The organism is Micromonospora sp. NPDC048905, assembly GCF_040649655.1.
Classification (GTDB): domain Bacteria; phylum Actinomycetota; class Actinomycetes; order Mycobacteriales; family Micromonosporaceae; genus Micromonospora.
Window position 1 is genome coordinate 278,803 of sequence record NZ_JBEZFV010000007.1, and the last position, 23,898, is coordinate 302,700.

The 23,898-nt window shown below is 71.4% G+C and carries 24 protein-coding genes; 14 read left to right on the top strand and 10 right to left on the bottom strand.

From position 1 onward, the window contains the following. Positions 1-23: 23 nt before the first annotated feature. The 4 genes from AB0C01_RS20520 to AB0C01_RS20535 all read right to left on the bottom strand — a co-directional run bounded on the left by AB0C01_RS20520 (position 24) and on the right by AB0C01_RS20535 (position 3,832). Positions 24-635 carry a PadR family transcriptional regulator gene (locus AB0C01_RS20520; protein WP_357246582.1) on the bottom strand — a complete coding sequence of 204 codons (612 nt, stop codon included), beginning with the start codon at positions 633-635 and terminating at the stop codon, positions 24-26. Beyond that, complete coding sequence (locus tag AB0C01_RS20525; protein ID WP_357571833.1) at positions 632-1,456, bottom strand: DUF4097 family beta strand repeat-containing protein; 825 nt, start codon at positions 1,454-1,456, stop codon at positions 632-634. Before AB0C01_RS20525 ends, AB0C01_RS20520 begins: the two co-directional genes overlap by 4 nt. 643 nt (positions 1,457-2,099) lie before the next feature. Next, the gene (locus AB0C01_RS20530) at positions 2,100-3,065 is read right to left on the bottom strand and encodes a lysophospholipid acyltransferase family protein (RefSeq protein ID WP_357571834.1); all 966 of its coding nucleotides are present in this window, start codon (positions 3,063-3,065) and stop codon (positions 2,100-2,102) included. Next, entirely contained in the window at positions 3,062-3,832 is a 771-nt protein-coding gene (locus tag AB0C01_RS20535; protein ID WP_357246590.1) for a GNAT family N-acyltransferase, read from the bottom strand. Before AB0C01_RS20535 ends, AB0C01_RS20530 begins: the two co-directional genes overlap by 4 nt. A gap of 150 nt (positions 3,833-3,982) precedes the next feature. Here AB0C01_RS20535 and AB0C01_RS20540 point away from each other — a divergent pair, with 150 nt between their 5' ends. The 7 genes from AB0C01_RS20540 (at position 3,983) to AB0C01_RS20570 (ending at position 14,221) form a co-directional block, all read left to right on the top strand. Next, on the top strand, positions 3,983-4,630 hold the full coding sequence (locus AB0C01_RS20540) for a hypothetical protein (protein WP_357571835.1): 648 nt from the start codon (positions 3,983-3,985) through the stop codon (positions 4,628-4,630). A 141-nt stretch (positions 4,631-4,771) separates the two neighbouring features. Next, positions 4,772-5,707, top strand: coding sequence for an ATP-binding cassette domain-containing protein (locus AB0C01_RS20545; RefSeq protein ID WP_357571836.1), 936 nt, complete (start codon positions 4,772-4,774; stop codon positions 5,705-5,707). Beyond that, complete coding sequence (locus AB0C01_RS20550) at positions 5,704-6,516, top strand: ABC transporter permease (protein WP_357246597.1); 813 nt, start codon at positions 5,704-5,706, stop codon at positions 6,514-6,516. The genes AB0C01_RS20545 and AB0C01_RS20550 overlap by 4 nt, the downstream gene beginning before the upstream one ends. Positions 6,517-6,829: 313 nt before the next feature. Continuing rightward, a complete protein-coding gene (locus AB0C01_RS20555) occupies positions 6,830-10,621 on the top strand; it encodes a multifunctional oxoglutarate decarboxylase/oxoglutarate dehydrogenase thiamine pyrophosphate-binding subunit/dihydrolipoyllysine-residue succinyltransferase subunit (protein ID WP_357571837.1) in 3,792 nt (1,263 codons plus the stop codon). 133 nt (positions 10,622-10,754) lie between these two features. Beyond that, complete coding sequence (locus tag AB0C01_RS20560; protein WP_357246603.1) at positions 10,755-10,940, top strand: DUF6104 family protein; 186 nt, start codon at positions 10,755-10,757, stop codon at positions 10,938-10,940. Positions 10,941-11,039: 99 nt separating this feature from the next. Then, positions 11,040-13,109 (top strand): phosphate acetyltransferase, encoded by a 2,070-nt coding sequence (pta, locus tag AB0C01_RS20565; RefSeq protein ID WP_357571838.1) that lies wholly within the window; start codon positions 11,040-11,042, stop codon positions 13,107-13,109. Further along, the gene (locus tag AB0C01_RS20570) at positions 13,106-14,221 is read left to right on the top strand and encodes an acetate kinase (RefSeq protein WP_357571839.1); all 1,116 of its coding nucleotides are present in this window, start codon (positions 13,106-13,108) and stop codon (positions 14,219-14,221) included. Before pta ends, AB0C01_RS20570 begins: the two co-directional genes overlap by 4 nt. A gap of 76 nt (positions 14,222-14,297) precedes the next feature. On the opposite strand, the gene AB0C01_RS20575 is transcribed toward AB0C01_RS20570, so the two are convergent. Then, positions 14,298-14,468, bottom strand: a complete 171-nt coding sequence (locus AB0C01_RS20575) for a hypothetical protein (RefSeq protein ID WP_357246611.1) — start codon at positions 14,466-14,468, stop codon at positions 14,298-14,300. Between the two features lie 162 nt (positions 14,469-14,630). Continuing rightward, positions 14,631-15,092, bottom strand: coding sequence for a MerR family transcriptional regulator (locus tag AB0C01_RS20580; protein ID WP_357571840.1), 462 nt, complete (start codon positions 15,090-15,092; stop codon positions 14,631-14,633). A 93-nt stretch (positions 15,093-15,185) separates the two neighbouring features. Here AB0C01_RS20580 and AB0C01_RS20585 point away from each other — a divergent pair, with 93 nt between their 5' ends. After that, the gene (locus AB0C01_RS20585; RefSeq protein ID WP_357571841.1) at positions 15,186-16,235 is read left to right on the top strand and encodes an aldo/keto reductase; all 1,050 of its coding nucleotides are present in this window, start codon (positions 15,186-15,188) and stop codon (positions 16,233-16,235) included. 98 nt (positions 16,236-16,333) lie between these two features. Continuing rightward, positions 16,334-17,302, top strand: coding sequence for a chlorophyllase (locus AB0C01_RS20590; RefSeq protein WP_357571842.1), 969 nt, complete (start codon positions 16,334-16,336; stop codon positions 17,300-17,302). A gap of 157 nt (positions 17,303-17,459) precedes the next feature. Here AB0C01_RS20590 and AB0C01_RS20595 read toward each other — a convergent pair whose 3' ends face one another. From AB0C01_RS20595 to AB0C01_RS20605, 3 genes are all read right to left on the bottom strand, one after another. Continuing rightward, the gene (locus AB0C01_RS20595) at positions 17,460-18,422 is read right to left on the bottom strand and encodes a zinc-binding dehydrogenase (protein WP_357246622.1); all 963 of its coding nucleotides are present in this window, start codon (positions 18,420-18,422) and stop codon (positions 17,460-17,462) included. A 152-nt stretch (positions 18,423-18,574) separates the two neighbouring features. Beyond that, positions 18,575-19,753, bottom strand: a complete 1,179-nt coding sequence (locus tag AB0C01_RS20600; protein ID WP_357246625.1) for an NADP-dependent malic enzyme — start codon at positions 19,751-19,753, stop codon at positions 18,575-18,577. Between the two features lie 143 nt (positions 19,754-19,896). Beyond that, a complete protein-coding gene (locus AB0C01_RS20605; RefSeq protein ID WP_357246627.1) occupies positions 19,897-20,247 on the bottom strand; it encodes a S24 family peptidase in 351 nt (116 codons plus the stop codon). 84 nt (positions 20,248-20,331) lie between these two features. On the opposite strand from AB0C01_RS20605, the gene sodN reads away from it, so the two are divergent. Genes sodN through AB0C01_RS20620 form a run of 3 tightly spaced genes read left to right on the top strand, consistent with a single transcriptional unit; the run spans position 20,332 to position 21,739 of the window. After that, entirely contained in the window at positions 20,332-20,736 is a 405-nt protein-coding gene (sodN, locus tag AB0C01_RS20610; protein ID WP_357246630.1) for a superoxide dismutase, Ni, read from the top strand. Continuing rightward, positions 20,733-21,335, top strand: coding sequence for a GNAT family N-acetyltransferase (locus AB0C01_RS20615; RefSeq protein WP_357571843.1), 603 nt, complete (start codon positions 20,733-20,735; stop codon positions 21,333-21,335). The genes sodN and AB0C01_RS20615 overlap by 4 nt, the downstream gene beginning before the upstream one ends. Then, a complete protein-coding gene (locus AB0C01_RS20620) occupies positions 21,332-21,739 on the top strand; it encodes an ATP-binding protein (RefSeq protein WP_088987803.1) in 408 nt (135 codons plus the stop codon). Before AB0C01_RS20615 ends, AB0C01_RS20620 begins: the two co-directional genes overlap by 4 nt. A gap of 48 nt (positions 21,740-21,787) precedes the next feature. On the opposite strand, the gene AB0C01_RS20625 is transcribed toward AB0C01_RS20620, so the two are convergent. After that, positions 21,788-22,216 (bottom strand): hypothetical protein, encoded by a 429-nt coding sequence (locus AB0C01_RS20625; RefSeq protein ID WP_357246635.1) that lies wholly within the window; start codon positions 22,214-22,216, stop codon positions 21,788-21,790. Between AB0C01_RS20625 and AB0C01_RS20630 the strand changes: the two genes are divergently transcribed. Beyond that, positions 22,215-23,165, top strand: a complete 951-nt coding sequence (locus tag AB0C01_RS20630; protein WP_357246638.1) for a diacylglycerol kinase family protein — start codon at positions 22,215-22,217, stop codon at positions 23,163-23,165. The two genes, AB0C01_RS20625 and AB0C01_RS20630, sit on opposite strands and share 2 nt — an antisense overlap. Positions 23,166-23,615: 450 nt before the next feature. After that, on the top strand, positions 23,616-23,873 hold the full coding sequence (locus tag AB0C01_RS20635; protein ID WP_088950012.1) for a WhiB family transcriptional regulator: 258 nt from the start codon (positions 23,616-23,618) through the stop codon (positions 23,871-23,873). The last annotated feature ends 25 nt before the right edge of the window (positions 23,874-23,898 follow it).

Consider the following 23,898-nt stretch of genomic DNA (forward strand, 5'->3'; position numbering starts at 1 on the left):
TCAACGCCGTTCGGCGACTCGGGTCAACGCAGCAGGCGGCGCAGCCCGTCCAGGGCGCCGTCGAGCAGCCGGATCGCGGTGCGCAGCTGGGTGTCGCTGAACTGCCGGGCGCGCGTCAACCGGCCCACCTCGGCGCTGAACGCGAGCAGCCGCTTGTCGAGCTCGTCGAGCAGCTCCGCCTGCGGCCCGACGGTCGACGCCGGCCGGGGCGGCGGCGCCGGCGCGTCCCACCGGGTGCGTCGGGTCTGCCGGGTGGCCTCGCTCAGCTCCCGCTTGAGGTCGCGAACCGAGCCTCGTACCTCGCTGCGGATCTCACCGGCCAGGGTGGAGAGGTCGGCCACCGAGGCCGCGATGTCCGCCTCGAGGGCTTCCAACTCGCCGGCCCGTTGGCGCAGCTCCGCCCGGCCGGCGTCGGTGATGTCGTACGTCTTGCGGCCGCCGGCCGCGGTGTGGCTGACCAGGCCCTCGACCTCCAGCCGTTGCAGGCGGGGGTAGATGGTGCCGGCGCTGGGCGCGTAGAGCCCGAGGAAACGGTCCTCCAGCAGGCGGATCAGCTCGTAGCCGTGCTTCGGGCCGTCGTCGAGCAGCTTGAGCAGGTAGAGCCGGAGCCGCCCGTGGCTGAACACGGCGGTCACGGCAGCTCCTCCCCATCATGGTCGACGGCTCGGGCGAGCAGGGCGATGCTGCCCGAGGTCGCGGAAGCCCAGAGCTTACCGTTGCCGGCGCCGAGCACTCCCTCGCTGTTGCGCACCGGGAACGTCGAGCTGCGCAGCTGCGGAAAGCCGCTGGTGATGCGCCCGGAGGCGGTGTTCAGCTGGACGGCGAGGTCGCTGTCCGCGCGGACCCGGACGGTGATGCCGCCCGAGATGGTGCTCAGCCGGATCTCGCTGTGCCGGGGGTTGTCCAGGTCGCAGGTGATGGCCCCGGAGACGGTCTGCGCCCGTACCCGGTCGGCGGCGCTGTCGGCGAGGATCACCTCACCGGAGACCGTCTCCAGGGTGAGGTCGCCGCGGACGCCGAGAGCCTCCACCGGGCCGGAGGTGATGTTCGCCGTGGTGTTGCCCCGCAGCCCCATCAGGGTGATCTGGCCGGCGGTGACGTGGACCCTGGTCTGCCGGCGCAGGCCGGAGACGACGAGCGAGCCCGCGACCAGGCCCAGGTCGGCGAGGACGTCGGCGGACACGGCGATGGAGACGTCCACCCGGGGGTAGCGGTGGATCATCCGGAACCACCGCAGGACGTCCGACCAGCTCCGACCGCGTTCCTGACGGATGTTGAGCCGGCCGTCGGCATGCTCGATCAGGACCGGCCGACGGCCGACCTGGGTCACGTCGATCCGGGTCGGGCCTTCGGCGGCGACCACGTTGAGCCGCCCACTGACCAGGCGGACATCCAACCGGGTGACCGGTCCGTCCACGGTGAGCCGCTGCGGGCTCTCGACCGTCCATCCGGCCATGGCGCGTCCTCCTCTCGACGGCGCGCCAACGCGCGCCGGACGAGCAGACAGTAACGCGATACATCGCGACAGCACAAGACAGATCGCGAGTTGGCGGCCATCCTGCGCGCGCCAAGATCCGCCCCCAAGATCCGCCCCGAAGATCCGCGCATCTTCCCGGATGTTGCTGCCTCAGACGCGCACCAGGCAGCAACATCACCGAAGTTGCGAAGATCTTGCACCGCGAACCCAACCTTCACACCAAGATCGCGCTCGATCCTTGATGTAGTGGCATCCCACATCCCCGAGGCCACTACATGCTGGATCGAGCGCGATCTTGGTGGGCTCGGAGCGCAGGACACGGGCGCGGGCGCGGGGCGCAGGGCGCGGGCGCGGAGCGCGGAGCGCGGGCGCGGAGCGCAGGGCGCGGGCGCGGAGCGCAGGGCGCGGGCGCGGAGCGCAGGGCGCGGGCGCGGAGCGCAGGGCGCGGGCGCGGAGCGCAGGACGCGGGCGCGGAGCGCAGGACGCGGGCGCGGAGCGCAGGACACGGGCGCGGAGCGCAGGACACGGGCGCGGAGCGCAGGGCGCAGGCGCGGAGCGCAGGGCGCAGGCGCGGAGCGCAGGGCGCAGGCGCAGGGCACGGGCACGGCGCAGGGCCGCCGTCTCAGGCCGCCAGGTCCAGCCCGCCGCCGACAACCGGCGTGGGCACGGGCACCGCCGGGACCGCCGTGGGCACCGCGACCGCCGGGGTCGCCGTGGGCACCGGGTGCGGCCGGGTCCGCGCCCCCGCCCCGGCCGCGGGCACCAGGTGTACGGCGGACTCGGCGGCCCGAGCCAGCAACCGCCGGTCGGCGGTACGGGCCGGATGCAACGCGGCGGCGATCGTCACCGACACCACCAGATCCCGCGCCGTGACCACCCGGACCATCGACCGCAGCAACGTGTCCGCACCGAGGAAGGCAGCGGCCGTGGTGGTCGTACCGGTGGCCGCACAGGCGTAGGCGAGCCGCAGTGGCACCACCGGGCTGCCCGTGTCGATGGCCGCCTGGAACGTCGCGGGCCGGAAGCCGCCGCCGGGGCGGCAGTCGGCGGCACCGGCGCCCGCACACCAGGTCGTCCCCTCCGGAAAGACCGCCACCGACCGGCCGGCGCGCAGCGTGTCGGCGATCCGGCCGACCATGGCCGGTAGCGCGCGCGGCCGGGCGCGGTCCACGAAGACGGTCCCCGCCACCGCGGCCAGCAGGCCGAACACCGGCCAGGAGCGGATCTCCCGCTTCGCCACCATCCGGGTGGGCGCGACGGCCAGCACCGCGAGGATGTCCAGCCACGAGACATGGTTGGCGACCAGCAGCGCCCGCCGCCGGGGCAGTCGGCCCCGGATCACCAGCCGGACCCCGAAGGCCCGCGCGGTGGACCGGGCCCACCCGCGCACCGCCGCGTGGCGCTCCTGGACCGGCAGTACGGGCAGCAGCACCACCAGGCCGACGCCGGCCAGCAGCATGCCGGACACGGCGACCAACCGCAGTACCCGACGGGCCACCGACACGGTGGGCACCCCGCCGGTCGGTGGCAGACAGTCGTCGTCGCAACCCGACGACGGCCGCCACAGGTCGTGCGACCCGGCGGTCATCGCTGCGCCTCGCCCAGGAAGTGCCGCAGGTAACGCGGGTTCATCCGATCCAGGCAGAACAGCACGTAGAAGTCCGCGCAGCCGAAGTCGGGGTCGTACGACGGCTCGCCGCAGATCCACGCGCCCAGCCGGAGGTAGCCACGCAGCAGCGGCGGTACCGCGACGCGGCCCGCCGGATCGGCGGCCACCGGTCCGGCGGCCGACTCGGTGAACCAGGGCCGCAGCGGGCGGACCCGCAGGGGCGGCGGCGACAGGTGCCGGGTCTGGGCCTGGGTCCACACCTCGGCGACCGTCCGCCCGCCGTCGGCCACCGGCACCGACGCGCAGCCGCCGAGCCAACGGGAACCCCGCAGGTGCAGGTATCGGACGATGCCCGCCCACATCAGATTGATCACCGCGCCGGAGCGGTGGTCCGGGTGCACACACGACCGGCCCGCCTCGACCAGGTCGTCGCGGAGCGGATCGAGCGCGCCGAGGTCGAACTCGTCCTCGGCGTACCGCCGGGTGCTGCGGCCCGGTGGCAACAGACGGTACGTGCCGACCACCTGGCCGGTGCTGTCCTCGCGGACGATCAGGTGGTCGCAGTGCGCGTCGAAGGGATCCACGTCCAGCCCGGCGGTATCGGGGAGGAGAGTGGCGCCGAGCTCGGTGGCGAACACCTCGTGGCGCAGGCGTTGCGCGGCCGCGACCTGGATGGGGTCGTCGGCGATCAGCAGGGTGTATCCGCTGGTCGTCAGGGGTGCGCCAGCGGCATGCAGAACGGCCATGGGATCTGTGTAGGTGCTCGGGTTGCCATTCACTCAGACCACCGGTGTCGGCAGGATGAACGCCGGCCGGCAGATGCGTCCCACCGGTGGTCGTGCGAGGCTGCCCGACGAACCGGCGACGACGCCGGCACGCCCCACCGGAGGTCGACGATGCGGATCGAGTCCCGCTACAACGGGCCGCCCGGCTCGGGCAACGGCGGCTGGAGCGCGGGAGTGTTCGCCGCCGAGGCGGGCGGCACGGGCCCGGTCGAGGTGACGCTGCGCCGACCGCCACCACTGGACACCGAGCTGATCCTGACCGACGGCGAGGTCCGTGACCCGGCCGGCGAACTGGTGGCCGAGGTGCGCCCGGCCGGCGTGGTCGACGTCGTCGTACCCCCGGTGGACCTGGACACCGCGGTGGCCGCGGCGACGCGCTACCCCGGCCTGGTCGAGCATCCGTTCCCCGGTTGTTACGTCTGCGGGCCGCAGCGGGCCGACGGGCTGCGGATCTTTCCCGGCCGGTTACCTGATGGGCGGACCGCCGCGCCGTTCCGGGCGCCCGAGCGGGTCAGCGCACCCACGGTCTGGGCGGCGTTGGACTGCCCCGGCGGTTGGACGGTCCTCGCGCCGGGCCGCCTGTACCTGCTGGGTCGGATCGCCGCAGTGGTCACGGCGCTGCCGGGGCCGGGCGACGACTGCGTGGTGACCGGGGCGTTGCTCGACGTCGATGGCCGCAAGGCGCTCGTGCACACCAGCCTGTACGGCCCGGACGGCGCGTTGCTCGGCGCGGCGCGGGCGACCTGGATCGCCCGCTGAGACCGTCCGTCGTCCGCAGGGTGGAGTCGCCTCCGCCCTGCGACGGAGACGAACATAGGAACCGAGCCTGATTGACCTTGATGCCCCGGGCCGTCACGCTGTGCCACGGCGTACCTCGACGCCGTACACGGGAGGAGAACGATGACTGACGGGCAGCGAAGCCCCACCAGCGACGGTCAGATCGTGGTGTCCGGTCTGACGAAGCAGTACAAGAACGTGCGGGCGGTGAACGACCTGTCCTTCACCGTGGCACCGGGGCGGGTGACCGGCTTCCTCGGCCCGAACGGCGCTGGCAAGACCACCACCCTGCGCATGCTGCTGAACCTGGTCACGCCGACCGCGGGCACGACCACCATCAGCGGCCACCGGTACGCCGATCTCACGGACCCGCTCCGGCACGTCGGCGCGGTGCTGGAAGCCTCCAGCGCGCACAAGGGCCGCACCGGCATCAACCACCTGCGGGTCATCTGCGCGGCGGCCGGGCTGCCCCGGCAGCGGGCCGACGAGGCGCTGGCCCTGGTCGGGTTGACCCCGGCGGCGAAGCGCAAGTTCAAGGGCTACTCGCTGGGCATGAAGCAGCGGCTGGGCATCGCCGCCGCCATGCTCGGCGACCCTCGTGTGCTGATCCTCGACGAGCCCGCCAACGGGCTCGACCCGGAGGGCATCCGGTGGATGCGCGGGTTCCTCAAGAACCTCGCCCACGAAGGCCGCACCGTGCTGGTCTCCAGCCACCTGCTGTCGGAGATGCAGCTGCTCGCCGACGACGTGGTGATCATCGCGGCCGGGCAGCTGGTCCGGCAGGGACCTGTCGACCAGGTCCTCGGCTCGATGGCGCAGACCGCCCGGGTACGGGTCCGCACGCCGCAGGCCGAGGCTCTGGTCGCGGCGCTGAAGGCGCAGTCGGCGACCGTCGACACCGACGAGCAGGGCGTGCTGCTGGTCGCCGGGGTGGACGCCCCGACGATCGGCCGGACCGCCCTGACCGCCGGCGTCGAACTGCACGAACTGACCACCGAACGACCCGACCTGGAACGGGTCTTCCTGGAGCTGACGGCCGGAAAGGCGGGCATCCGATGAACCTGGTCCGAGCCGAACTGCTCAAGATCCGTACGACCAGCACCTGGTGGTGGCTGGCCCTCGGCGCGTTCCTCGCCCTGGTGCTGGCCTTCGTCGTCAACGCCTGGCTCGCCAGCCAGGTGCTCGGCGGCAACCAGGAGGACTTCGGCGTCAGCGGGGACCAGGCCACCCCCGCCGGCCAGGCGGCCAACCTGTACACCTCGGGGCAGTACCTGGGGCTGATGTTCGTGATGCTGATCGGCATCCTGATGGTCACCAACGAGGTCTTCCACCAGACCGCGACCACGACCTACCTGACCACGCCGCGTCGCACCTCGGTGATCCTGGCCAAGCTCGGCGCCGCCTCGCTGCTGGGCTTCGGCTTCTGGCTGGCCACCACGGTGATCGACCTGGCCGCTGGGTCGGTCTTCCTGAGCCTGAACGACCACGGCGCGCAGCTCGGCGAGTGGACGGTGCACCGGGCACTGCTGCTGAACCTGCTGGCGTACATGATCTGGACGGTCCTCGGGGTGGGCATCGGCACGCTGATCCCCAACCAGCTCGGCGCGGTGATCACCGCCTCGGTGCTGTACCTGATCGGCACCCAGGTGGCCCAGCTGCTCTTCTTCCTCCTCTCCAGCTGGCTGGACAACGAGGCGGTGATGAAGTGGCAGGTGGTCTGGCCCGCGGTGGCATCCCAGGTCATGATCAGCGGGAGCAGCACCGACCTGACCCCCGACTGGTGGGTCGGCGCCCTGGTGCTGGTGGGCTACGCGCTGGTCAGTGGCATCGTCGGAATCCTGATCACTCGACGTCGCGACATCGCCTGACGGCTTTTCCGACCCCGGGGCGGCGAGCTGGCCGCCCCGGGGTCGGCACCACGCCGGGAGCTGGCCGCGCGTCACCGGCGATCTGCCGTGCGTCACCAACCTCGATCTGCCGCGCGTTACCAGCCCTCGGCTGGCCGCGCAGCGGTTGCTGAACTTCTGGCATCTTCTGTGAAACCGGCCACGGGGCCGAGGCTGAAATGCCTACGGGATCCGTACGGCGTAGCCTGGGAGCCGTCCAGTCCGTGCTCCTAATCGGGCACGAGGGACACACCGCGTGCCACACAAACCCGCGTGAAAGAGGCGATTACCGGCCGTGTCGACCCAGCAGACTTCGCAGGAGAACCCACTGGCGGGTTTCGGCCCGAATGAGTGGATCGTCGAGGAGATGTACCAGCGGTACCTCGCCGACCCATCGAGCGTCGATTCGGCCTGGCACGACTTCTTCGCCGACTACCGGCCGGCACCCGGCGCGGCCACGCCACGCGGGGCTGAGGCGTCGGAAGAGCCGGCCGCCGCTCCCGAGCCGGACGGCCAGCCGGAGGCAGCCGCCACGGTCAGCCAGCCGAGCGCCACGCCGCCGGCGACCGCGAGCAAGCCGAGCGCCGCACAGTCGTCCGCGAGCAAGCCGTCCGCCGCACCGTCGTCCACCGCGCAGTCGGCGCCGGCCAAGCCCGCTGCCGCGCCGGCCGCGTCCAAGGCCGCCCCGGCGAAGGCGGCCCCGGCCAAGCCGGCCGCCGCGCCGAGCGCCGACGGCCCGCAGACCACGCCGTTGCGGGGCGTCGCCGCGAAGATCGTCCAGAACATGGACGCCTCGCTGAGCGTGCCCACCGCGACCAGCGTGCGCGCGGTCCCGGCGAAGCTGCTCGTCGACAACCGCATCGTGATCAACAACCACCTCGCCCGGGGGCGCGGTGGCAAGGTCAGCTTCACCCACCTGGTCGGGTACGCGCTGGTCCGGGCGCTGGTCCAGCACCCGGAGATGAACAACTCCTTCGCCGAGGCCAACGGCAAGCCGGCGATGGTCCGCCCCGCCCACGTCAACCTCGGCATCGCGATCGACCTGGCCAAGCCGGACGGCAGCCGCAACCTGGTGGTTCCCTCCATCAAGGGCTGCGAGACGATGGACTTCCGGCAGTTCTGGCAGGCGTACGAGGACGTGGTCCGGCGGGCGCGGCGCAACGAGCTGACCATGGACGACTACAGCGGCACCACGATCTCGCTGACCAACCCGGGCGGCATCGGCACCGTGCACTCGATGCCCCGCCTGATGCAGGGGCAGAGCGCGATCATCGGCGTCGGTGCGATGGAGTACCCGGCCCCCTACCAGGGCATGTCCGAGGCCACCCTGGCCGAGCTGGCCGTCAGCAAGATCATCACGCTGACCAGCACGTACGACCACCGGATCATCCAGGGTGCGCAGTCCGGCGAGTTCCTCAAGGTGATGCACGAGCTGATCCTCGGCGAGCACGGCTTCTACGACCAGATCTTCACCTCGCTGCGCATCCCGTACGAGCCGGTGCGCTGGATGCGCGACGTCGCGGTCAACTCCGAGGGTCAGATCAACAAGACCGCCCGGGTGCACGAGCTGATCCACGCGTACCGCGTGCGCGGTCACCTGATGGCCGACACCGACCCGCTGGAATTCACGATCCGCAAGCACCCCGACCTGGACGTCCTCCAGCACGGGCTCACCCTCTGGGACCTGGACCGCGAGTTCCCGGTCAACGGCTTCGCCGGCCGGCAGCGGATGAAGCTGCGCTCGATCCTCGGCGTGCTGCGCGACTCGTACTGCCGCCGCGTCGGCATCGAGTACATGCACATCCAGGACCCGGAGGAGCGGCGCTGGGTGCAGGAACGGATCGAGCGCAAGTACGAGAAGCCGGCCGCCGACGAGCAGAAGCACGTGCTCAACCGGCTCAACGCCGCCGAGGCGTTCGAGACCTTCCTGCAGACCAAGTACGTGGGCCAGAAGCGCTTCTCGCTGGAGGGCGGCGAGTCGCTGATCCCGCTGCTCGGTGAGGTGCTGGAGTCCTCCGCCGAGAACGGGCTGGACGAGGTCGTCATCGGCATGGCGCACCGGGGTCGGCTCAACGTGCTGGCCAACATCGTCGGCAAGCCGTACGAGAAGATCTTCTCGGAGTTCGAGGGTCACCTGGACCCGCGCTCGACGCAGGGCTCCGGCGACGTGAAGTACCACCTGGGCCAGAACGGCAAGTTCACCACTCCGGACGGCGCGCACTCGGTGAAGGTGTCGGTGGTGGCCAACCCGTCGCACCTGGAGGCCGTCGACCCGGTGCTGGAGGGCATCGTCCGCGCCAAGCAGGACCGGATCGACCTCAAGCTGGAGGGCTACACCGTGCTGCCGCTGGCGGTGCACGGTGACGCGGCGTTCGCCGGGCAGGGCGTGGTCGCCGAGACGCTCAACCTGTCGCAGTTGCGCGGCTACCGCACCGGCGGCACCGTGCACGTGGTGGTCAACAACCAGGTCGGCTTCACCACCGCCCCGGAGTACAGCCGGTCCAGCCTCTACAGCACCGACGTGGCCCGGATGATCCAGGCGCCGATCTTCCACGTGAACGGCGACGACCCGGAGGCCGTGGTCCGGGTGGCCCGGCTGGCCTTCGAATACCGGCAGACGTTCAACAAGGACGTCGTGATCGACATGGTCTGCTACCGCCGGCGCGGGCACAACGAGGGCGACGACCCGTCGATGTCCAACCCCCAGATGTACAAGATCATTGACTCGAAGCGCTCGGTGCGCAAGCTCTACACCGAGGAGCTGATCGGTCGCGGTGACATCACCGTGGAGGACGCGGAAGAGCTGCTGCGCGACTACCAGGCGCAGTTGGAGAAGGTCTTCAAGGCCACCCGGGACGCCGCCTCGGCGCCCCGCCAGCTCAACCGGCCGCGCCGCGAGGAGGAGCCGGAGCCCCAGGTCGACACCGCCACCGACGCGTCGGTCGTGAAGGCGATCGGCGAGGCGCACATCAACCTCCCCGAGGGCTTCACCCCGCACAAGCGGATCCAGCAACTGCTGGACCGGCGGGCCAAGATGTCCGTCGAGGGCAACATCGACTGGGGCTTCGGCGAGATCATCGCGCTCGGGGCGCTGCTGCACGACGGGGTCACCGTCCGGCTCGCCGGGCAGGATTCGCGTCGCGGCACGTTCGTCCAGCGGCACGCCTCGGTGGTCGACTCCCGCACCGGCGACGACTACCTGCCGCTGAAGTCGCTCACCGGCGACGGCGAGCGCTCCCGGTTCTTCGTGCACGACTCGCTGCTCAGCGAGTACGCGGCGATGGGCTTCGAGTACGGCTACTCGGTGGAGAACATCAACGCCCTGGTCGCCTGGGAGGCCCAGTTCGGCGACTTCGTCAACGGCGCACAGTCGGTGATCGACGAGTTCATCTCGTCCGGCGAGGTGAAGTGGGGTCAGCGCTCCGCCGTCACCCTGCTGCTTCCCCACGGCCACGAGGGCCAGGGTCCGGACCACACCTCCGGTCGGCCGGAGCGGTTCCTGCAGATGTGCGCCGAGGACAACATGCGGGTGTCCATCCCGACCACCCCGGCGAACTACTTCCACCTGCTGCGCCGCCAGGCCCTGTCGCCCAAGCGCAAGCCACTCGTGGTGTTCACGCCGAAGTCGCTGCTGCGGCACAAGCTCTGCGTCTCCTCGGTCGAGGACTTCACCACCGGCACCTTCCAGCCGGTGCTGCGCGACACGGCGGCACCGGCCCCCGAGTCGGTGAAGCGGGTGCTGCTCTGCTCCGGCAAGGTCTACTACGACCTGTTCCAGGCCCGGCAGGACCGCGGCGTCACCGACACCGCGATCCTCCGGATCGAGCAGCTGTACCCGCTGCCGGTGGAGGAGATCCGCGCCGCCCTCGCGCAGTTCCCGAACGCGGAGGACTTCGCCTGGGTGCAGGAGGAGCCGGCCAACCAGGGCGCCTGGTCGTTCGTCGCGCTCAACCTGCTGGAGCACCTCACGGACGTCCGGCTGCGGCGGATCTCCCGCCCGGCCGCGGCAGCGCCGGCCGTCGGCTCGGCCAAGACCCACGAGGTCGAGCAGAACGCGCTGATCGAGGCGGCTCTCCCCCGCCCGTGACCTGACCGCACCACGCGAGCCGGGGCAGGGCCGTTACCCACGGTCCTGCCGCGGCTCGCGTCGGTCCACGGACCCACCGACCCACCCGCCCATCCGCCCGGCCCGCGCCGGGCCGAGCACGAGGACGTACCCGATGTACTTCACCGACCGCGGTATCGAGGAGCTGGTCGAGCGCCGGGGCGCCGAGCAGGTGACCCTCGAGTGGCTGGGCGAGCGCCTGCGCGACTTCGTCGACCTCAACCCCGACTTCGAAACCCCCATCGAGCGCCTGGCAACGTACCTGGCCCGCCTGGACGACCCCGACGACGACGACGCCTGACCCGTCCCCCCGTTCCGCACCCGGTGATCAAGAAGTTTCGGTCACGATGGGGGCCGGAGCTGACGCAAACTTCTTGATCAACGAGCAGGGGGTGGGAACGTGGCTCGCAGTGTGTATCTGACCAGCGTTGGTTCGGGCGGGGGCAAGTCGACGATCGCTCTCGGATTGGCGGAGTTGCTCTCTCGCCAGGTGGGGCGGATCGGCGTGTTCCGGCCGTTGGTCGCCGACACCGGTCCGGATCCGATCCTCGCCCTGCTCAGTGAGCGTTACCGGGTCGAGCTGCCGCTGTCGGAGCTGGCCGGGGCGACCTACACCCAGGCAGCGGCGCTGGTCGCGGACGGCCGACGTGAGCAACTGATCTCCACGGTTGTCGAGCGGTACCGGGCGGTGGAGCGGCAGTGCCCGGCAGTGGTCGTGGTGGGCAGCGACTTCGACGACCCGGGCGATCCGGCCCATCCTCGCGAGTTGGCCTTCAACGCCCGGCTGGCCACCGAGTTCGGCAGCGTGGTGGTGCCGGTGGTGGACGGCCTCGGGCAGGAGCCGGCGGCGGTCGCGTCGGCGGTGCGCGGGGCGTACCACGATCTGACCGACCTGGGCGCGACGGTGCTCGCGGTGATCGCCAACCGGGTGACCGAGCCGATGACGCTGCCCGACCTGCCGGTCCCCGCGTACGCCATCCCGGAGGTGCCGAGCGTGTCGGCGCCGACGGTGGCCGAGGTGGCGGCGGCGCTCGGCGCCACCCTGCTGGCCGGGGACGACGCCGCGCTCAGCCGGGACGTGCTGGATTTCGTGGTCGGCGCGGCGCACGTACCGACCCTGCTGGACCACCTCACCGAGGGCGCCCTGGTGATCACCCCCGGGGACCGGGCCGACCTGCTCGTGGCGGCGAGTGCCGCGCACGTGGCCGGTCAGGCGTCGGTGGCCGGGCTGGTGCTCACGCTCGGTGAGCAGCCGGACCCCCGGGTGATGCGGTTGGTGCAGGGGCTGAACACCGGGTTGGCGGTGCTGTCGGTGCGCAGCGACAGCTACGACACGGTCGCCGCGTCCAGCCGGATCGAGGGTCGACCCAGCACGGCCAACCCGCGCAAGGTGGAGGCCGCGCTGGGCGCGTTCGAGCGCTGTGTGGATACCGACGACCTGGCTCGCCGGCTGCGGGTCAGCCGGTCGACCCGGGTCACCCCGCTGATGTTCGAGAACGAGCTGATCGACCGCGCCCGCTCGAAGCCCCGGCACCTCGTGCTGCCGGAGGGCACCGACGAGCGGATCCTGCGCGCGGCGGAGATCCTGCTGCGCCGGGGCGTGGCGGAGCTGACGCTGCTCGGCCGACCGGACGACATCGCCCGGCGGACCCGCGAACTGGGCATCGACCTCGGCGACGCGAACGTCGTCGACCCGGCCACCAGTGCGTGGCGCGACGACTTCGCCGCCGACTACGCACGGCTGCGCGCCCACCGGGGCGTCACCGCCGAACTGGCGCACGACATCGTGGCCCAGCCCAACTACTTCGGCACGCTGATGGTGTCGACCGGCCGGGCCGATGGCATGATCTCCGGCGCCACGCACACCACCGCCGCGACCATCCGACCGGCGTTCGAGATCATCCGTACGCTGCCGGACGTCTCGGTGGCCTCCAGCGTCTTCTTCATGCTGCTCGCCGACCGGGTGCTGGTCTACGGCGACTGCGCGGTCAACCGCGACCCGGACGCCGCACAGCTCGCCGACATCGCGATCTCGTCGGCCGACACCGCCGCCCGGTTCGGCATCGAACCCCGGGTGGCCATGCTGTCCTACTCCACCGGCAGCTCCGGCGCGGGCGCGGACGTGGAGAAGGTCGCCACGGCCACCGCCCTGGTCCGCGAGCGCCGGCCCGACCTGCTGGTCGAGGGGCCCATCCAGTACGACGCGGCGATCGACCCGGCGGTGGCGGCGACGAAGTTGCCGGGCAGCCCGGTCGCCGGCCAGGCCACCGTCTTCATCTTTCCGGACCTGAACACGGGCAACAACACGTACAAGGCGGTGCAGCGCTCGGCCGGGGCGGTCGCCGTCGGCCCGGTCATGCAGGGCCTGCGCCGGCCGGTGAACGACCTGTCCCGCGGCGCGACCGTGCCGGACATCGTCAACACGGTGGCGATCACCGCCATCCAGGCGGCCACCGAGGAGGCCTCATGAGTCGGGTGCTGGTGCTCAACTGCGGGTCGTCGTCGGTGAAGTGGCGCCACTACGACGGGGACCGGGTGCTCGACCACGGCACCGTCGAGCGGGTCGGTGAGCCCGGTGGCGGCCCGGCGGACCACGCCAGCGCGGTCCGGCAGATCCTGGACGGACTCGACCTGGGCGGGCTGGAGGCGGTCGGGCACCGGGTGGTGCACGGTGGTCGGACGTTCAGCGCGCCGGTGCTCGTCGACGACGCGGTCCTGGCCGCGATCAAGGACCTGGTGCCGCTGGCCCCGCTGCACAACCCGGCCAACCTGGCCGGCATCGAGGTGGCCCGCGCGGCACTCCCGGACGTCCCGCAGGTCGCCGTCTTCGACACCGCGTTCCACCACACCCTGCCGGAGGCCGCCGCGACCTACGCGATCGACCGGGACACCGCCGAGCGGTACGACATCCGCCGGTACGGCTTCCACGGCACCTCGCACGCGTACGTGTCCCGGCGTACCGCCGAACTGCTCGGCCGCCCGTACGACCAGGTCAACACGATCACCCTGCACCTGGGCAACGGGGCCAGCGCCTGCGCGGTGGCCAACGGTCGCAGCGTCGCCACCTCGATGGGCATGTCCCCGTTGCAGGGGCTGGTGATGGGCACCCGCAGCGGCGACCTCGACCCCACGGTGATCTTCCACCTGCGCCGGGAGGCCGGGCTGTCGGTCGACGAGATCGACGACCTGCTCAACCACCGCAGCGGGCTGCTCGGGCTGACCGGCGCCAACGACATGCGCGAGGTGCTTGCGCGCCGGGCGGCCGGGGACCGGGCGGCGGCGCTGGCCTTCGACATGTACTGCCGGCGGATCACCGAGTACGTCGGGGCGTACTACGCACTGCTCGGCCACGTCGACGCGATCGCCTTCACCGCCGGGGTCGGCGAGCACGCCGCGCCCGTCCGGGCAGCCGCGTTGGCCGGCCTGGACCGGCTCGGTATCGCCGTCGACGATGCGCGCAACGACGGTACGGGCGACCGCGTCATCTCACCCGACGGCGCCGAGGTGAGCGTCTGTGTCATCCGCACCGACGAGGAGCGGGAGATCGCCCGGCAGACCCGAGACGTGGTCGCCCGCCACTGACGACCCGTCCGAGGCGATGCGACAAGTGGTGGTGGCCCGCCCCGTGGGCTGTGCGGGTCGACCCGGCCCGGTCCGGTCAGCTCGCGAGCCAGACGACGAGGACGACGAGCAGGACCACCACGACCGCCGCGCCGATGATCAGCGGCAGGCGGGACGGCGACTCCACCGGCGCAGCGGCCTCCGGTGTCTGGCTGAACGCGCGGAACGCCTCGGTGTTGCCACTGGGGTCGGTGTAGTTCTCAGGCATGCCGGTGACCCTAGCGAAGCCGCTCGCGAAGCACCGCCCCGGTAGGGCGCCCTGGTGGACGACCTCGCGCGCCGCCAGTTGGCGAGCATCGCCGAGGTGGTCGAGGTCGCCGGATCGGCCCGCTCGTCGTTCCGACGATCTCGGTGCCGGCCCAGATCGAGTTCAAGCAGATGTACCCGGTGTGGATGCCGGAGCGGCCTCGCCGTCCGAAGGACGCGGACGACCTGGCTCGACTGCTTGCCGGGCCTCGTCGAGCAGGTCCTCGTACACCCCGACCTTGAAGCTGATCAGATCCAGGCTCTGGGTGAGCTGGCCGATCTGGTCCGTGACGCGCCTGTGGTGCGCACGCATGAGCGCGAGTCGTTCCTCCTCGTTGCCCGCGCCTTCGCGAACGAGTTCGGTGTAGCGGCGCAGCGCCGGCAGCGGCATGCCGGAGGCGCGGAGAATGACGCAGACGGTCAGCCAGTCCACGTCGTCCTGGCTGTAGACGCGACGCCCGGTGGACCCACGGCGTACGGGGCTGACGAAGACGCCCTGCTGCTCGTAGAAGCGGAGCGCGTGCACGCTCAAGCCGGTGCGTTCGGCGACCTGTCCGATGCTCAGACCCGCGGTGACCTCAGCCATGTCGAGCAGGGTAACGGGGGTTGACCTAGAGCCGACTCGAGCTCCTACGGTGCCAGGTGATCACCACTGAACACCACCTGGGAGAGCATCGTCATGCGCTATCGCACCCTCGGCGGCACCGGCATCGAGGTGAGCACCCACTGCCTCGGGACCATGATGTTCGGTGCCGTCGGCAATCCCGACCACGACGACTGCGTCCGCATCGTCCACACCGCCCTCGACCAGGGCATCAACGTCATCGACACTGCCGACATGTACGGCCGGGGCGAGTCCGAACAGATCGTGGGCAAGGCGCTGCGCGGGCGCCGCGACGACGTCGTGCTGGCCACCAAGGTGCACTTCCCGATGGGCGAGGGACCCAACCAGGGCGGCAACTCGCGGCGGTGGATCCTCAAGGCCGTCGAGGGGAGCCTCCGGCGGTTGGACACCGACTGGATCGACCTCTACCAGATCCACCGTCCCGACCCCTCGACCGACATCGAGGAGACGCTCTCCGTGCTCACCGACCTCGTCCGCGAGGGCAAGATCCGCGCGTTCGGCTGCTCGACGTTCCCCGCCGAGGAGATCGTCGAGGCGCACCAGGTCTCCGAGCGTCGCGGCCTCGGACGCCTGCGCACCGAACAGCCGCCGTACTCGATCCTGGCCCGTGGCGTCGAGGCCTCGACCCTGCCGGTCTGCCAGCGCTACGGCATGGGGGTGCTGGTCTGGAGCCCGCTCGCCTTCGGATTTCTCAGCGGGAGGTACCGCAGGGACCAGCCCGTCGACCTGTCGACCGGGCGGGCCGCACTGCGGCCCGCGCAGTTCGATCCCACGATCGCCGAGAACGCCGCGAAGCTCGACGCCGTCGAGCAGCTCGTCGAGCTCGCGGCGAGCATCGGCTGCACGCTTCCACAGCTCGCCATCGCCTTCACCGTGGCCCATCCGGCCGTCACCTCGGCGATCATCGGACCGCGCACCATGCCGCAACTGGAAGATCTGCTCAAGGGCGCCACGCTCACCCTGGACGACGCGACCCTCGACCGGATCGACGAGATCGTGCCGCCCGGCACGAACCGGTACAACCCCAATGCCGCCTTCCCACTGCGCGCGCTGACGGACATCGCACGTCGGCGTCGTCCTCTCGCGGACCGTGCCGCGGCCTGAGTGGGCCCGCCTCCGAGGGCACAGCACGGGGTGACCGGAAGGGCACAACGCGTCAATGCCCGCCGGGCACCCCAGCCGGTCGGGGCACAATCGGATTCATGTCGCGTCGCGTCACTCCCGCGCTGCTGGCCAGCGCCGTGCTCATGGCCGGTCTGGCCGGCTGCTCAACGGACACCCGCCCGAGCCAGAGCGGTCCGGTTCCGCCGGTCGAGCCGAAGGCCGCCGCCACGCCGGCACCGCAGGTCCCCGCCGGGAAGGCCCCGCAGCGCGCCTTCGCGGTCGGCGTACGCCAACTCAAGCTGAACCGGGACGGCCGTGCGCTGCCGACGACGCTCTGGTACCCGGCGGCCGGGCAGTCCGGCGGCGCGGCCAAGCGGTCGGCGACGGCGGCCGAGGGCCGGTTTCCGGTGGTGATGTTCAGTCACGGGCTGGGTGGGCGGCCGGACGACTACGCCACGCTGCTGACGCGGTGGGCGGCGGCGGGTTTCGTGGTGGCCGCGCCGACGTTCCCGCACACCTCCGCCGGCGGCGACAAGAACGTCCTCGACGTGCTCAACCAGCCGGCCGACGTCTCGTACGCGTTGGACCAGGTGCTCGCGCTGGACGGCAAGGCCGGCGACGCGTTGCGGGGGCGGTTGGACGGCGAACGGGTGGCCGCGGCCGGGCACTCGGCGGGCGGGGTGACCACGATCGGGCTGTTCACCGCCAACCGGGACGAGCGGCTGGACGCGGGCGTGGTGTTCGCGGGCACCGCGCTCGGCGTGGGCACCGCGTTCGCCGGCGCGGCCGCGCCGCAACTGTTCGTGCACGGTGAGCTGGACGAGGTGGTCGAGTACGCGGCGGGCAAGGCCGCGTACGACAAGGTGCCGTGGCCCAAGGCGATGCTGAGCCTGCCCAAGGGCGACCACGGGCGGGCGCTGCTCACCGACGGCGCGACGCTGCGTGTCGTCTCGGACACGTCCGTCGAGTTTCTGCGCTGGTCGCTGTACGGCGACGCCGACGCCAGGAAGCGCATCCCCACCGATGCGACCCGCGGCGACGTCGCCACCTTCGACGACCACCTCTGAACGGGCGGACCGATCGCGCCGCGCCGCGCCCTGCCGCGCCCTGCCGCAAGATCGCGCAGTAACCAGGAAATAGTGGCCTCCCACGACGCGGAGGCCACTATTTCCATGATGTTGCGCGATCTTGGGGGCGGGGCGGGGCGGGACGGGGCGGGACGCGTCAGGCGGTGTGGTCGATGACGACCTTGCCGAAGGCGTCGCCGGACTGCAGGCGGGCGAAGGCGTCCTCGACCCGGCCGAACGGGACCACGCTGTCCACCACCGGGCGCACCTCGTTGTCCGAGCAGAACGCCAGCAGCTCGTACAGCTCCCCCGGCGTGCCCATGGAGGTGCCCAGGATCTCCAACTGCATCGCGAAGAGCCGGCGCAGGTTGACCGCCGGTTCGTGCCCGGCGGTCGCGCCGGAGACCACGATCCGGGCCATCGGCGCGGCCGACTTCAGCGAGTGGTCGAAGGTGGCCGCGCCCACCGTCTCGATCACCACGTCGACGCGTTCCGGCAGCCGGGCACCGGGTTCCACGGCGGTGGCGCCGAGAGCCGAGATCCGGTCCCGCTTGCCGGCGTCGCGGCTGGTCGCGTACACCCGCTTGCCCATCGCGACGGCGAGCGCGACGGCCGCGGTGGCGACGCCGCCGCCCGCGCCCTGGACCAACACGCTGTCGGCGTCCGCGACGCGGCCCTTGGTGGTCAGCATCCGCCACGCGGTCAGCCAGGCCGTGGGCAGGCACGCCGCGTCGGTCGCCGCCATGCCGTCCGGCAGCGGGATCAGGTTCGATCGGGGTACGGCCACCCGCTCGGCGAGGGTCCCGGCGAAGTGCTCGGAGAGGATGGAGACCCCGCGCGGGTCGCCCGGGGTGACCACCACCGGGTACACGACCACCGGGCGGCCCTCCGGGTCGAGCCCCACCGCGTCGCAGCCGAGGATCATCGGCAGCTGTGCCTCGGCGAGCCCCACGCCGCGCAGCGACCAGAGGTCGTGGTGGTTGAGCGAGGTGGCCTGCACCTGCACGGTCACCCAGTCGTCGGCCGGGTGGGTCGGCTCGGGCCGCTCACCGACGGTGAGCGCGGCGAGCGGGTCGGCGTCATTGAAGCGGGAGGCAAAGGCGGCACGCATGATCGGCACGGTAACAAGCTGAGCGCCCGTTAAGAAGGCGCCCGGCGCATGCTGCGCCGAGAGCGTCCCGGAGCAGGCCAGCGCGGCCGACGCACAGGCCAGCGCGGCCGACGGCGCATGCTGCGGCGGAGCGCGCCAGCGCCTGTGCGGGCGCGCAGACCCTAACGGCGGGCGACGCCGTCGCGACGGGCCGCCTCGGCGACCGCCTCGGCGACGGCCGGCGCGACGCGCGGGTCGAGCGGCGAGGGGACGATCGCGTCGGCGGTCAGCGACTCGGCCACCACGCCGGCGATGGCGTCCGCGGCGGCGACCTTCATCGCCTCGGTGATCCGGGTCGCGCCGGCATCCAACGCCCCACGGAACACCCCGGGGAAGGCCAGCACGTTGTTGATCTGGTTGGGGTAGTCGCTGCGCCCGGTGGCGACCACCGCGACGTGCCGGGCGGCGACCTCGGGGTGCACCTCCGGGGTCGGGTTGGCCAGCGCGAACACGATCCCGCCGGGTGCCATCCCCGCCACCGCGGCCTCGGGGATCTGCCCGCCGGAGACCCCGATCAGCACGTCGGCGTCGCGCAGCGCCTCGGTGATGTCGCCGTGGCGGCCCTCCGCGTTCGTGGTCGCCGCCAACTCGGCCTTGGTGCCGGTCAGCTCGGTGCGGTGCCGGCCGATGATGCCCTTGGAGTCGCAGACGACCACCTGGTCGGGGTTGACGCCCCCCGCGATCAGCATCTTCGTCACGGCCACCCCGGCCGCACCCGCACCGCTCACCGCGACCCGCAGGTCGCCGAGCTTGCGGTCGAGCAGGGTGGCGGCGTTGCGCAGCGCGGCGAGCACCACGATCGCCGTGCCGTGCTGGTCGTCGTGGAAGACCGGAATGTCCAGCGCCTCGTCGAGCCGGCGCTCGATCTCGAAGCAGCGCGGGGCGCTGATGTCCTCCAGGTTGATCCCGCCGAACGAGGGGGCCAACGCCCGGACCACGGCGACGATCTCGTCCGCATCCTGCGTGTCCAGGCAGACCGGGACGGCGTCCACCCCACCGAACTGCTTGAACAACACCGCCTTGCCCTCCATCACCGGCAGCGCGGCACGTGGGCCGATGTTGCCGAGCCCCAGCACCGCCGAGCCGTCGGTGACCACCGCGACGGTGTGCGACACCCAGGTGTAGTCGTCCACCAGGGCCGGGTCGGCGGCGATCGCCTCGCACACCCGGGCCACCCCCGGGGTGTACGCCAGGGAGAGGTCCTCCCGGCTGGTCAGCGGCACGGTCGAGGTGACGGCCATCTTGCCGCCCCGGTGCAGCAGGAAGACGGGATCAGCGGGGTCCACGGTGGACGAAGACATGGCGGTGACTCCAGGATCTGTCGAGCAGATGTGAGGCGGCCGGGCCTGGCCGCGAGGTGGGCGGCGAGCGGTGGCACGCGTACGGGGGTCACCCGGGCACTTCCGAGCATAGTGTCGACGCCCACACCCGGATGTGAGCGGGGTCATAACCGCCGGCGATGTACCCGACCGGGGCGCGGCCAGTAGCGGACCAGCACCCGCCCTCGTACGTCGGCGACCCCGTACGCCCGAGAGTCGTCGGTGACCAGTTCGTTGTCGCCGCGCAGCCACCAGCCGCCGTCCTGTTGCCGGACCGCCCGCTTCACCACCAGCAGGTCGGGACGAGTGCGGAAGACCGCGACCACCACGTCCCCGGGTCGGATCCGGCGGTCGCCGGGGCGGACCAGCACCGAGTCGCCGTGCCGCAGCGTCGGTGCCATGGACGGGCCGACCACCAGGACGGCGGTCAACGGCCCGCGCAACCGGGCCACCTCAGGCGGGTGATCGGTGCCCACTGGTTTCACCTCCGTCCGTTCGGAAAGCATCCCCCAGGAGTAATGTCGCCTTTGATCATCGCAAACTTCCCATGGAGGATCCTGATGCGATTTCCGCGCATCCTCGCGCCCCGCGTCATCGCGAGCGCACACTGCGACCTGCCGTGTGGTGTCTACGATCCGGCTCAGGCTCGGATCGAGGCCGAATCGGTCAAAATGATCTGCGAGAAGTACCAGGCGAACACCGACCCGGAGTTCCGCACCCGCGCCATCATCATCAAGGAGCAGCGCGCCGAGCTGGTCAAGCACCACCTCTGGGTGCTGTGGACCGACTACTTCAAGCCGCCGCACTTCGAGAAGTACCCGAACCTGCACAGCCTGTTCAACGAGGCCACCAAGCTCGCCGGCGCCGGTGGCGTCAAGGGCAGCCTCGACCCGGCCACCGCCGACAAGCTCCTCTCGAAGATCGACGAGATCTCGAAGATCTTCTGGGAGACCAAGAAGGCGTGACCGCACCGGTCATCCTGACGATCCGGCCGGCACGTCCCGAGGACGTGCCGGCCGTCGTCGCCATGGTGCACGAGCTGGCGGAGTACGAACGGGCCGCCGACCAGTGCCACCTCACCGCCGAGCAGTTGACCTCGGCCCTGTTTCCGGCCGCTCCAGCGAGCGGCGCGGCCACGGACGCGTCCAGCCCCGCGCCGGCTCCGGCGCTCTTCGGGCACGTCGCGGTGGACGAGCAGGACGAGCCGATCGGCTTCGCGCTGTGGTTCCTCAACTTCTCCACCTGGGCCGGTGTGCACGGCATCTACCTGGAGGATCTCTACGTTCGGCCGACCGCCCGGGGGTCCGGTGCGGGTCGGCTGCTGCTCGCCGCCCTGGCCGAGATCTGCGTACGACGCGGATACCGGCGACTGGAGTGGTGGATGATCGACTGGAACCCGGCCGCCGGGTTCTACGCGTCGATCGGCGCGGAGCAGATGAGCGAATGGGTCCCCTATCGGCTCAGTGGCGACGCGCTGCGCGAGCTGGCCGACCATGCCGCCACCGCTGGCACGCGTACGGGCGACCGAGCGGGTAGAGTCCCCGACCGGGGGGATGAGGCGTGACTCAACTGACTGGCCAGCCAGCGACCGACGACGACGTGGTGCACCTCACGGTGCCCGCCGACGGCGGTTACCTTGGCGTGCTCCGCACCGCCACCGCCGGCCTCGCGGCCCGGTTGCAGTTCGCGCTGGACGAGATCGAGGATCTGCGGATCGCGGTCGACGAGGCGTGCGCCATGCTGCTCGCCATCGCCACCCGCGACGCCGAGTTGGAGTGCCGCTTCGCGGTCACCGAGGACGCGTTGACCGTCGAGGTGACCGTGCCGACCGTGCGTGGTGCCACGCTGCCGGCCGAGTCGTCCTTCGCCTGGAAGGTGCTCACCGCGTTGACGACGTCGGCGTCCGCCACGGCCGCCGACGGTCGGGCCACGATCGCGCTGCTCACGCGCCGCTCCGGCGGCTACTGACCGGCGCCGCTCCAGCGGGCTACTGACCGACTCGGCGCGCCGGGTCCGTCACGCCACGCCCAGTGCCCGGGTCGTCGGGGGGCTGACCAGCAGCCAGGTCACGCCCAGGCCGAGCGCCATCAGCGGCACCCCCAGCCAGCCCAACCCGCCCTGGATCATGAACCATCCGATCGGCAGCAGCATCAGCTGCAGCACGATCGCCGGCGCACGGGCACCCGCCCTACGGCGGGACAGGGCCCGGCCCAGCGCCCAGAGCGCGACCGCGGCCCCGACGGCGAACGCGGTCACCAGCAACGCCGACGCCAGATCGGTGGTGGTGGCCGTGAGGTCGGCCCAGATCAGCCATGCCGCGATGAGCCCTACGGCGGCCGCCTCCGCCCAGAGCAGCCGGACCGCCCAGCGGAGCGTGACGGGAGCCGAGTCGATGGTCACGCGCGCCACGATACCCGGGCTACCGGGAGGTACAGTGCCGCCCATGCACGCCGTCCTGGTGGTCAATCCAAAGGCCACCACCACCAGCGAACGCAGCCGGGACGTGCTCGTCCGGGCGCTGCGCAGCGAAGTCGACCTCAGCGTGCGCTACACCCGGCGGCGCGGACACGCGATGGCGCTGGCCCGGGAGGCCGCGGCCGAGGGTGTCGACCTGGTCGTCACCCTGGGTGGCGACGGCACCGTGAACGAGGTGGTGAACGGCCTCATGACGGCCGACCCGCCGCCCCGCGCCGACGACGCGCCGATGGCCGAGCGGTTGCCCGCGCTGGCGACCGTGCCAGGCGGGTCGACAAACGTGTTCGCCCGCGCGCTGGGCCTGCCCCGGGAGTGGCCGGAGGCGACCAGCATGATCCTCGAAGGGTTGCGCCTGGGCCGGAGCCGGACGGTGGGGCTGGGCCTCGCCGACGACCGCTACTTCACCTTCTGCGCGGGGTTCGGCCTGGACGCCGCGGTCATCCACCGGGTGGAGCAGGCCCGGCGCAAGGGTCGGGTGTCCACGCCGACGCTCTACCTGCGCTCGATCATGAATCAGTACTTCTTCGCCTCGGACCGGCGACATCCGGCGATCGTGCTGGAGCGTCCGGGCGAGCCGTCCGAGGCCGAGCTGGCCACGGTCATCATCCAGAACACGGCACCGTGGACGTACCTGGGCGACCGGGAGGTCAACCCGAACCCGGCGGCGTCGTTCGATCTCGGGCTGGATGTGCTGGCGCTACGTCAGCTCCGGGTGGCTAGCACAACACGGACAGTGACTCAGTTCCTGTCCCGGCAACCGGATCCACGCGGTCGGCAGGTGTTACGACTCCATGACACGGCGGAGTTCACGCTGGTCTCCAGCCGTCCGCAGGCGTTTCAGCTCGACGGCGACTATCTCGGCGAGCGGGAGAAAGTCAGATTCACCTCCGTTCCGGCCGCACTGAGAGTAATCTGCTAGGTCTCGGGTACTGCCCTTGGTCGACACGGTGGCCACAACCGATCGACTTGGTCGCCGCCACACCGAGGGGCAGGTGCCGGAAATGTCAGCAATGTCACGCGGACTGTACTATATTGATCCTCGACTGTGGCACGGCGGGTAATCGGGAAAGCCCCGAAAACCGGACAAAGGGGCTGTGGGCTTGCTCACCGCCCGGAGTTTTTCCGAGCGTCACCCTTGACATCACGACTGTTCGTGAAAGTATTCACAAGCGGACTTGAGTTACCGGGACATTGCCTGGATATGCTCGTCAGGTTGAGCTGTTCCAGCAGGTCCCCGGCGCTGAACGCCTGCTCACGCACTGCCGAATGGACGGACGCTAACCGTCACCATCGGCACTGCGGATGCATATAGGAAAAGCACGACCAAGCAATTGTTCGCCACCCATCCAGAATGAGGAGTGTTGCCGCCATGGACTGGCGTCACCATAGTGTCTGCCGCGACGAGGACCCAGAGCTGTTCTTCCCGATCGGGACGTCTGGACCGGCTCTGCTGCAGGTCGAGCAGGCCAAGGCCGTCTGCAGGCGCTGCTCCGTGACCGACCAGTGCCTGCAGTGGGCACTCGAGTCGGGTCAGGACGCCGGCGTCTGGGGCGGAATGAGCGAAGAGGAGCGGCGGGCCGTCAAGCGGCGCGGCGGCCTCCGCGTGCTGCGCGCTCACTCCGCCTGATCCCAACGACACCGCTGTACGCCCC

Excerpts from the sequence above, each read along its gene's own strand:
- AB0C01_RS20525 (WP_357571833.1), bottom strand. The coding sequence starts at position 1,456 with ATGGCCGGATGGACGGTCGAGAGCCCGCAGCGGCTCACCGTGGACGGA.
- AB0C01_RS20530 (WP_357571834.1), bottom strand. The coding sequence starts at position 3,065 with ATGACCGCCGGGTCGCACGACCTGTGGCGGCCGTCGTCGGGTTGCGAC.
- AB0C01_RS20535 (WP_357246590.1), bottom strand. The coding sequence starts at position 3,832 with ATGGCCGTTCTGCATGCCGCTGGCGCACCCCTGACGACCAGCGGATAC.
- AB0C01_RS20540 (WP_357571835.1), top strand. The coding sequence starts at position 3,983 with ATGCGGATCGAGTCCCGCTACAACGGGCCGCCCGGCTCGGGCAACGGC.
- AB0C01_RS20545 (WP_357571836.1), top strand. The coding sequence starts at position 4,772 with ATGACTGACGGGCAGCGAAGCCCCACCAGCGACGGTCAGATCGTGGTG.
- AB0C01_RS20550 (WP_357246597.1), top strand. The coding sequence starts at position 5,704 with ATGAACCTGGTCCGAGCCGAACTGCTCAAGATCCGTACGACCAGCACC.
- AB0C01_RS20560 (WP_357246603.1), top strand. The coding sequence starts at position 10,755 with ATGTACTTCACCGACCGCGGTATCGAGGAGCTGGTCGAGCGCCGGGGC.
- AB0C01_RS20570 (WP_357571839.1), top strand. The coding sequence starts at position 13,106 with ATGAGTCGGGTGCTGGTGCTCAACTGCGGGTCGTCGTCGGTGAAGTGG.
- AB0C01_RS20575 (WP_357246611.1), bottom strand. The coding sequence starts at position 14,468 with ATGCCTGAGAACTACACCGACCCCAGTGGCAACACCGAGGCGTTCCGC.
- AB0C01_RS20580 (WP_357571840.1), bottom strand. The coding sequence starts at position 15,092 with ATGGCTGAGGTCACCGCGGGTCTGAGCATCGGACAGGTCGCCGAACGC.
- AB0C01_RS20585 (WP_357571841.1), top strand. The coding sequence starts at position 15,186 with ATGCGCTATCGCACCCTCGGCGGCACCGGCATCGAGGTGAGCACCCAC.
- AB0C01_RS20590 (WP_357571842.1), top strand. The coding sequence starts at position 16,334 with ATGTCGCGTCGCGTCACTCCCGCGCTGCTGGCCAGCGCCGTGCTCATG.
- AB0C01_RS20600 (WP_357246625.1), bottom strand. The coding sequence starts at position 19,753 with ATGTCTTCGTCCACCGTGGACCCCGCTGATCCCGTCTTCCTGCTGCAC.
- sodN (WP_357246630.1), top strand. The coding sequence starts at position 20,332 with ATGCGATTTCCGCGCATCCTCGCGCCCCGCGTCATCGCGAGCGCACAC.
- AB0C01_RS20630 (WP_357246638.1), top strand. The coding sequence starts at position 22,215 with ATGCACGCCGTCCTGGTGGTCAATCCAAAGGCCACCACCACCAGCGAA.
- AB0C01_RS20625 (WP_357246635.1), bottom strand. The coding sequence starts at position 22,216 with ATGGGCGGCACTGTACCTCCCGGTAGCCCGGGTATCGTGGCGCGCGTG.
- AB0C01_RS20635 (WP_088950012.1), top strand. The coding sequence starts at position 23,616 with ATGGACTGGCGTCACCATAGTGTCTGCCGCGACGAGGACCCAGAGCTG.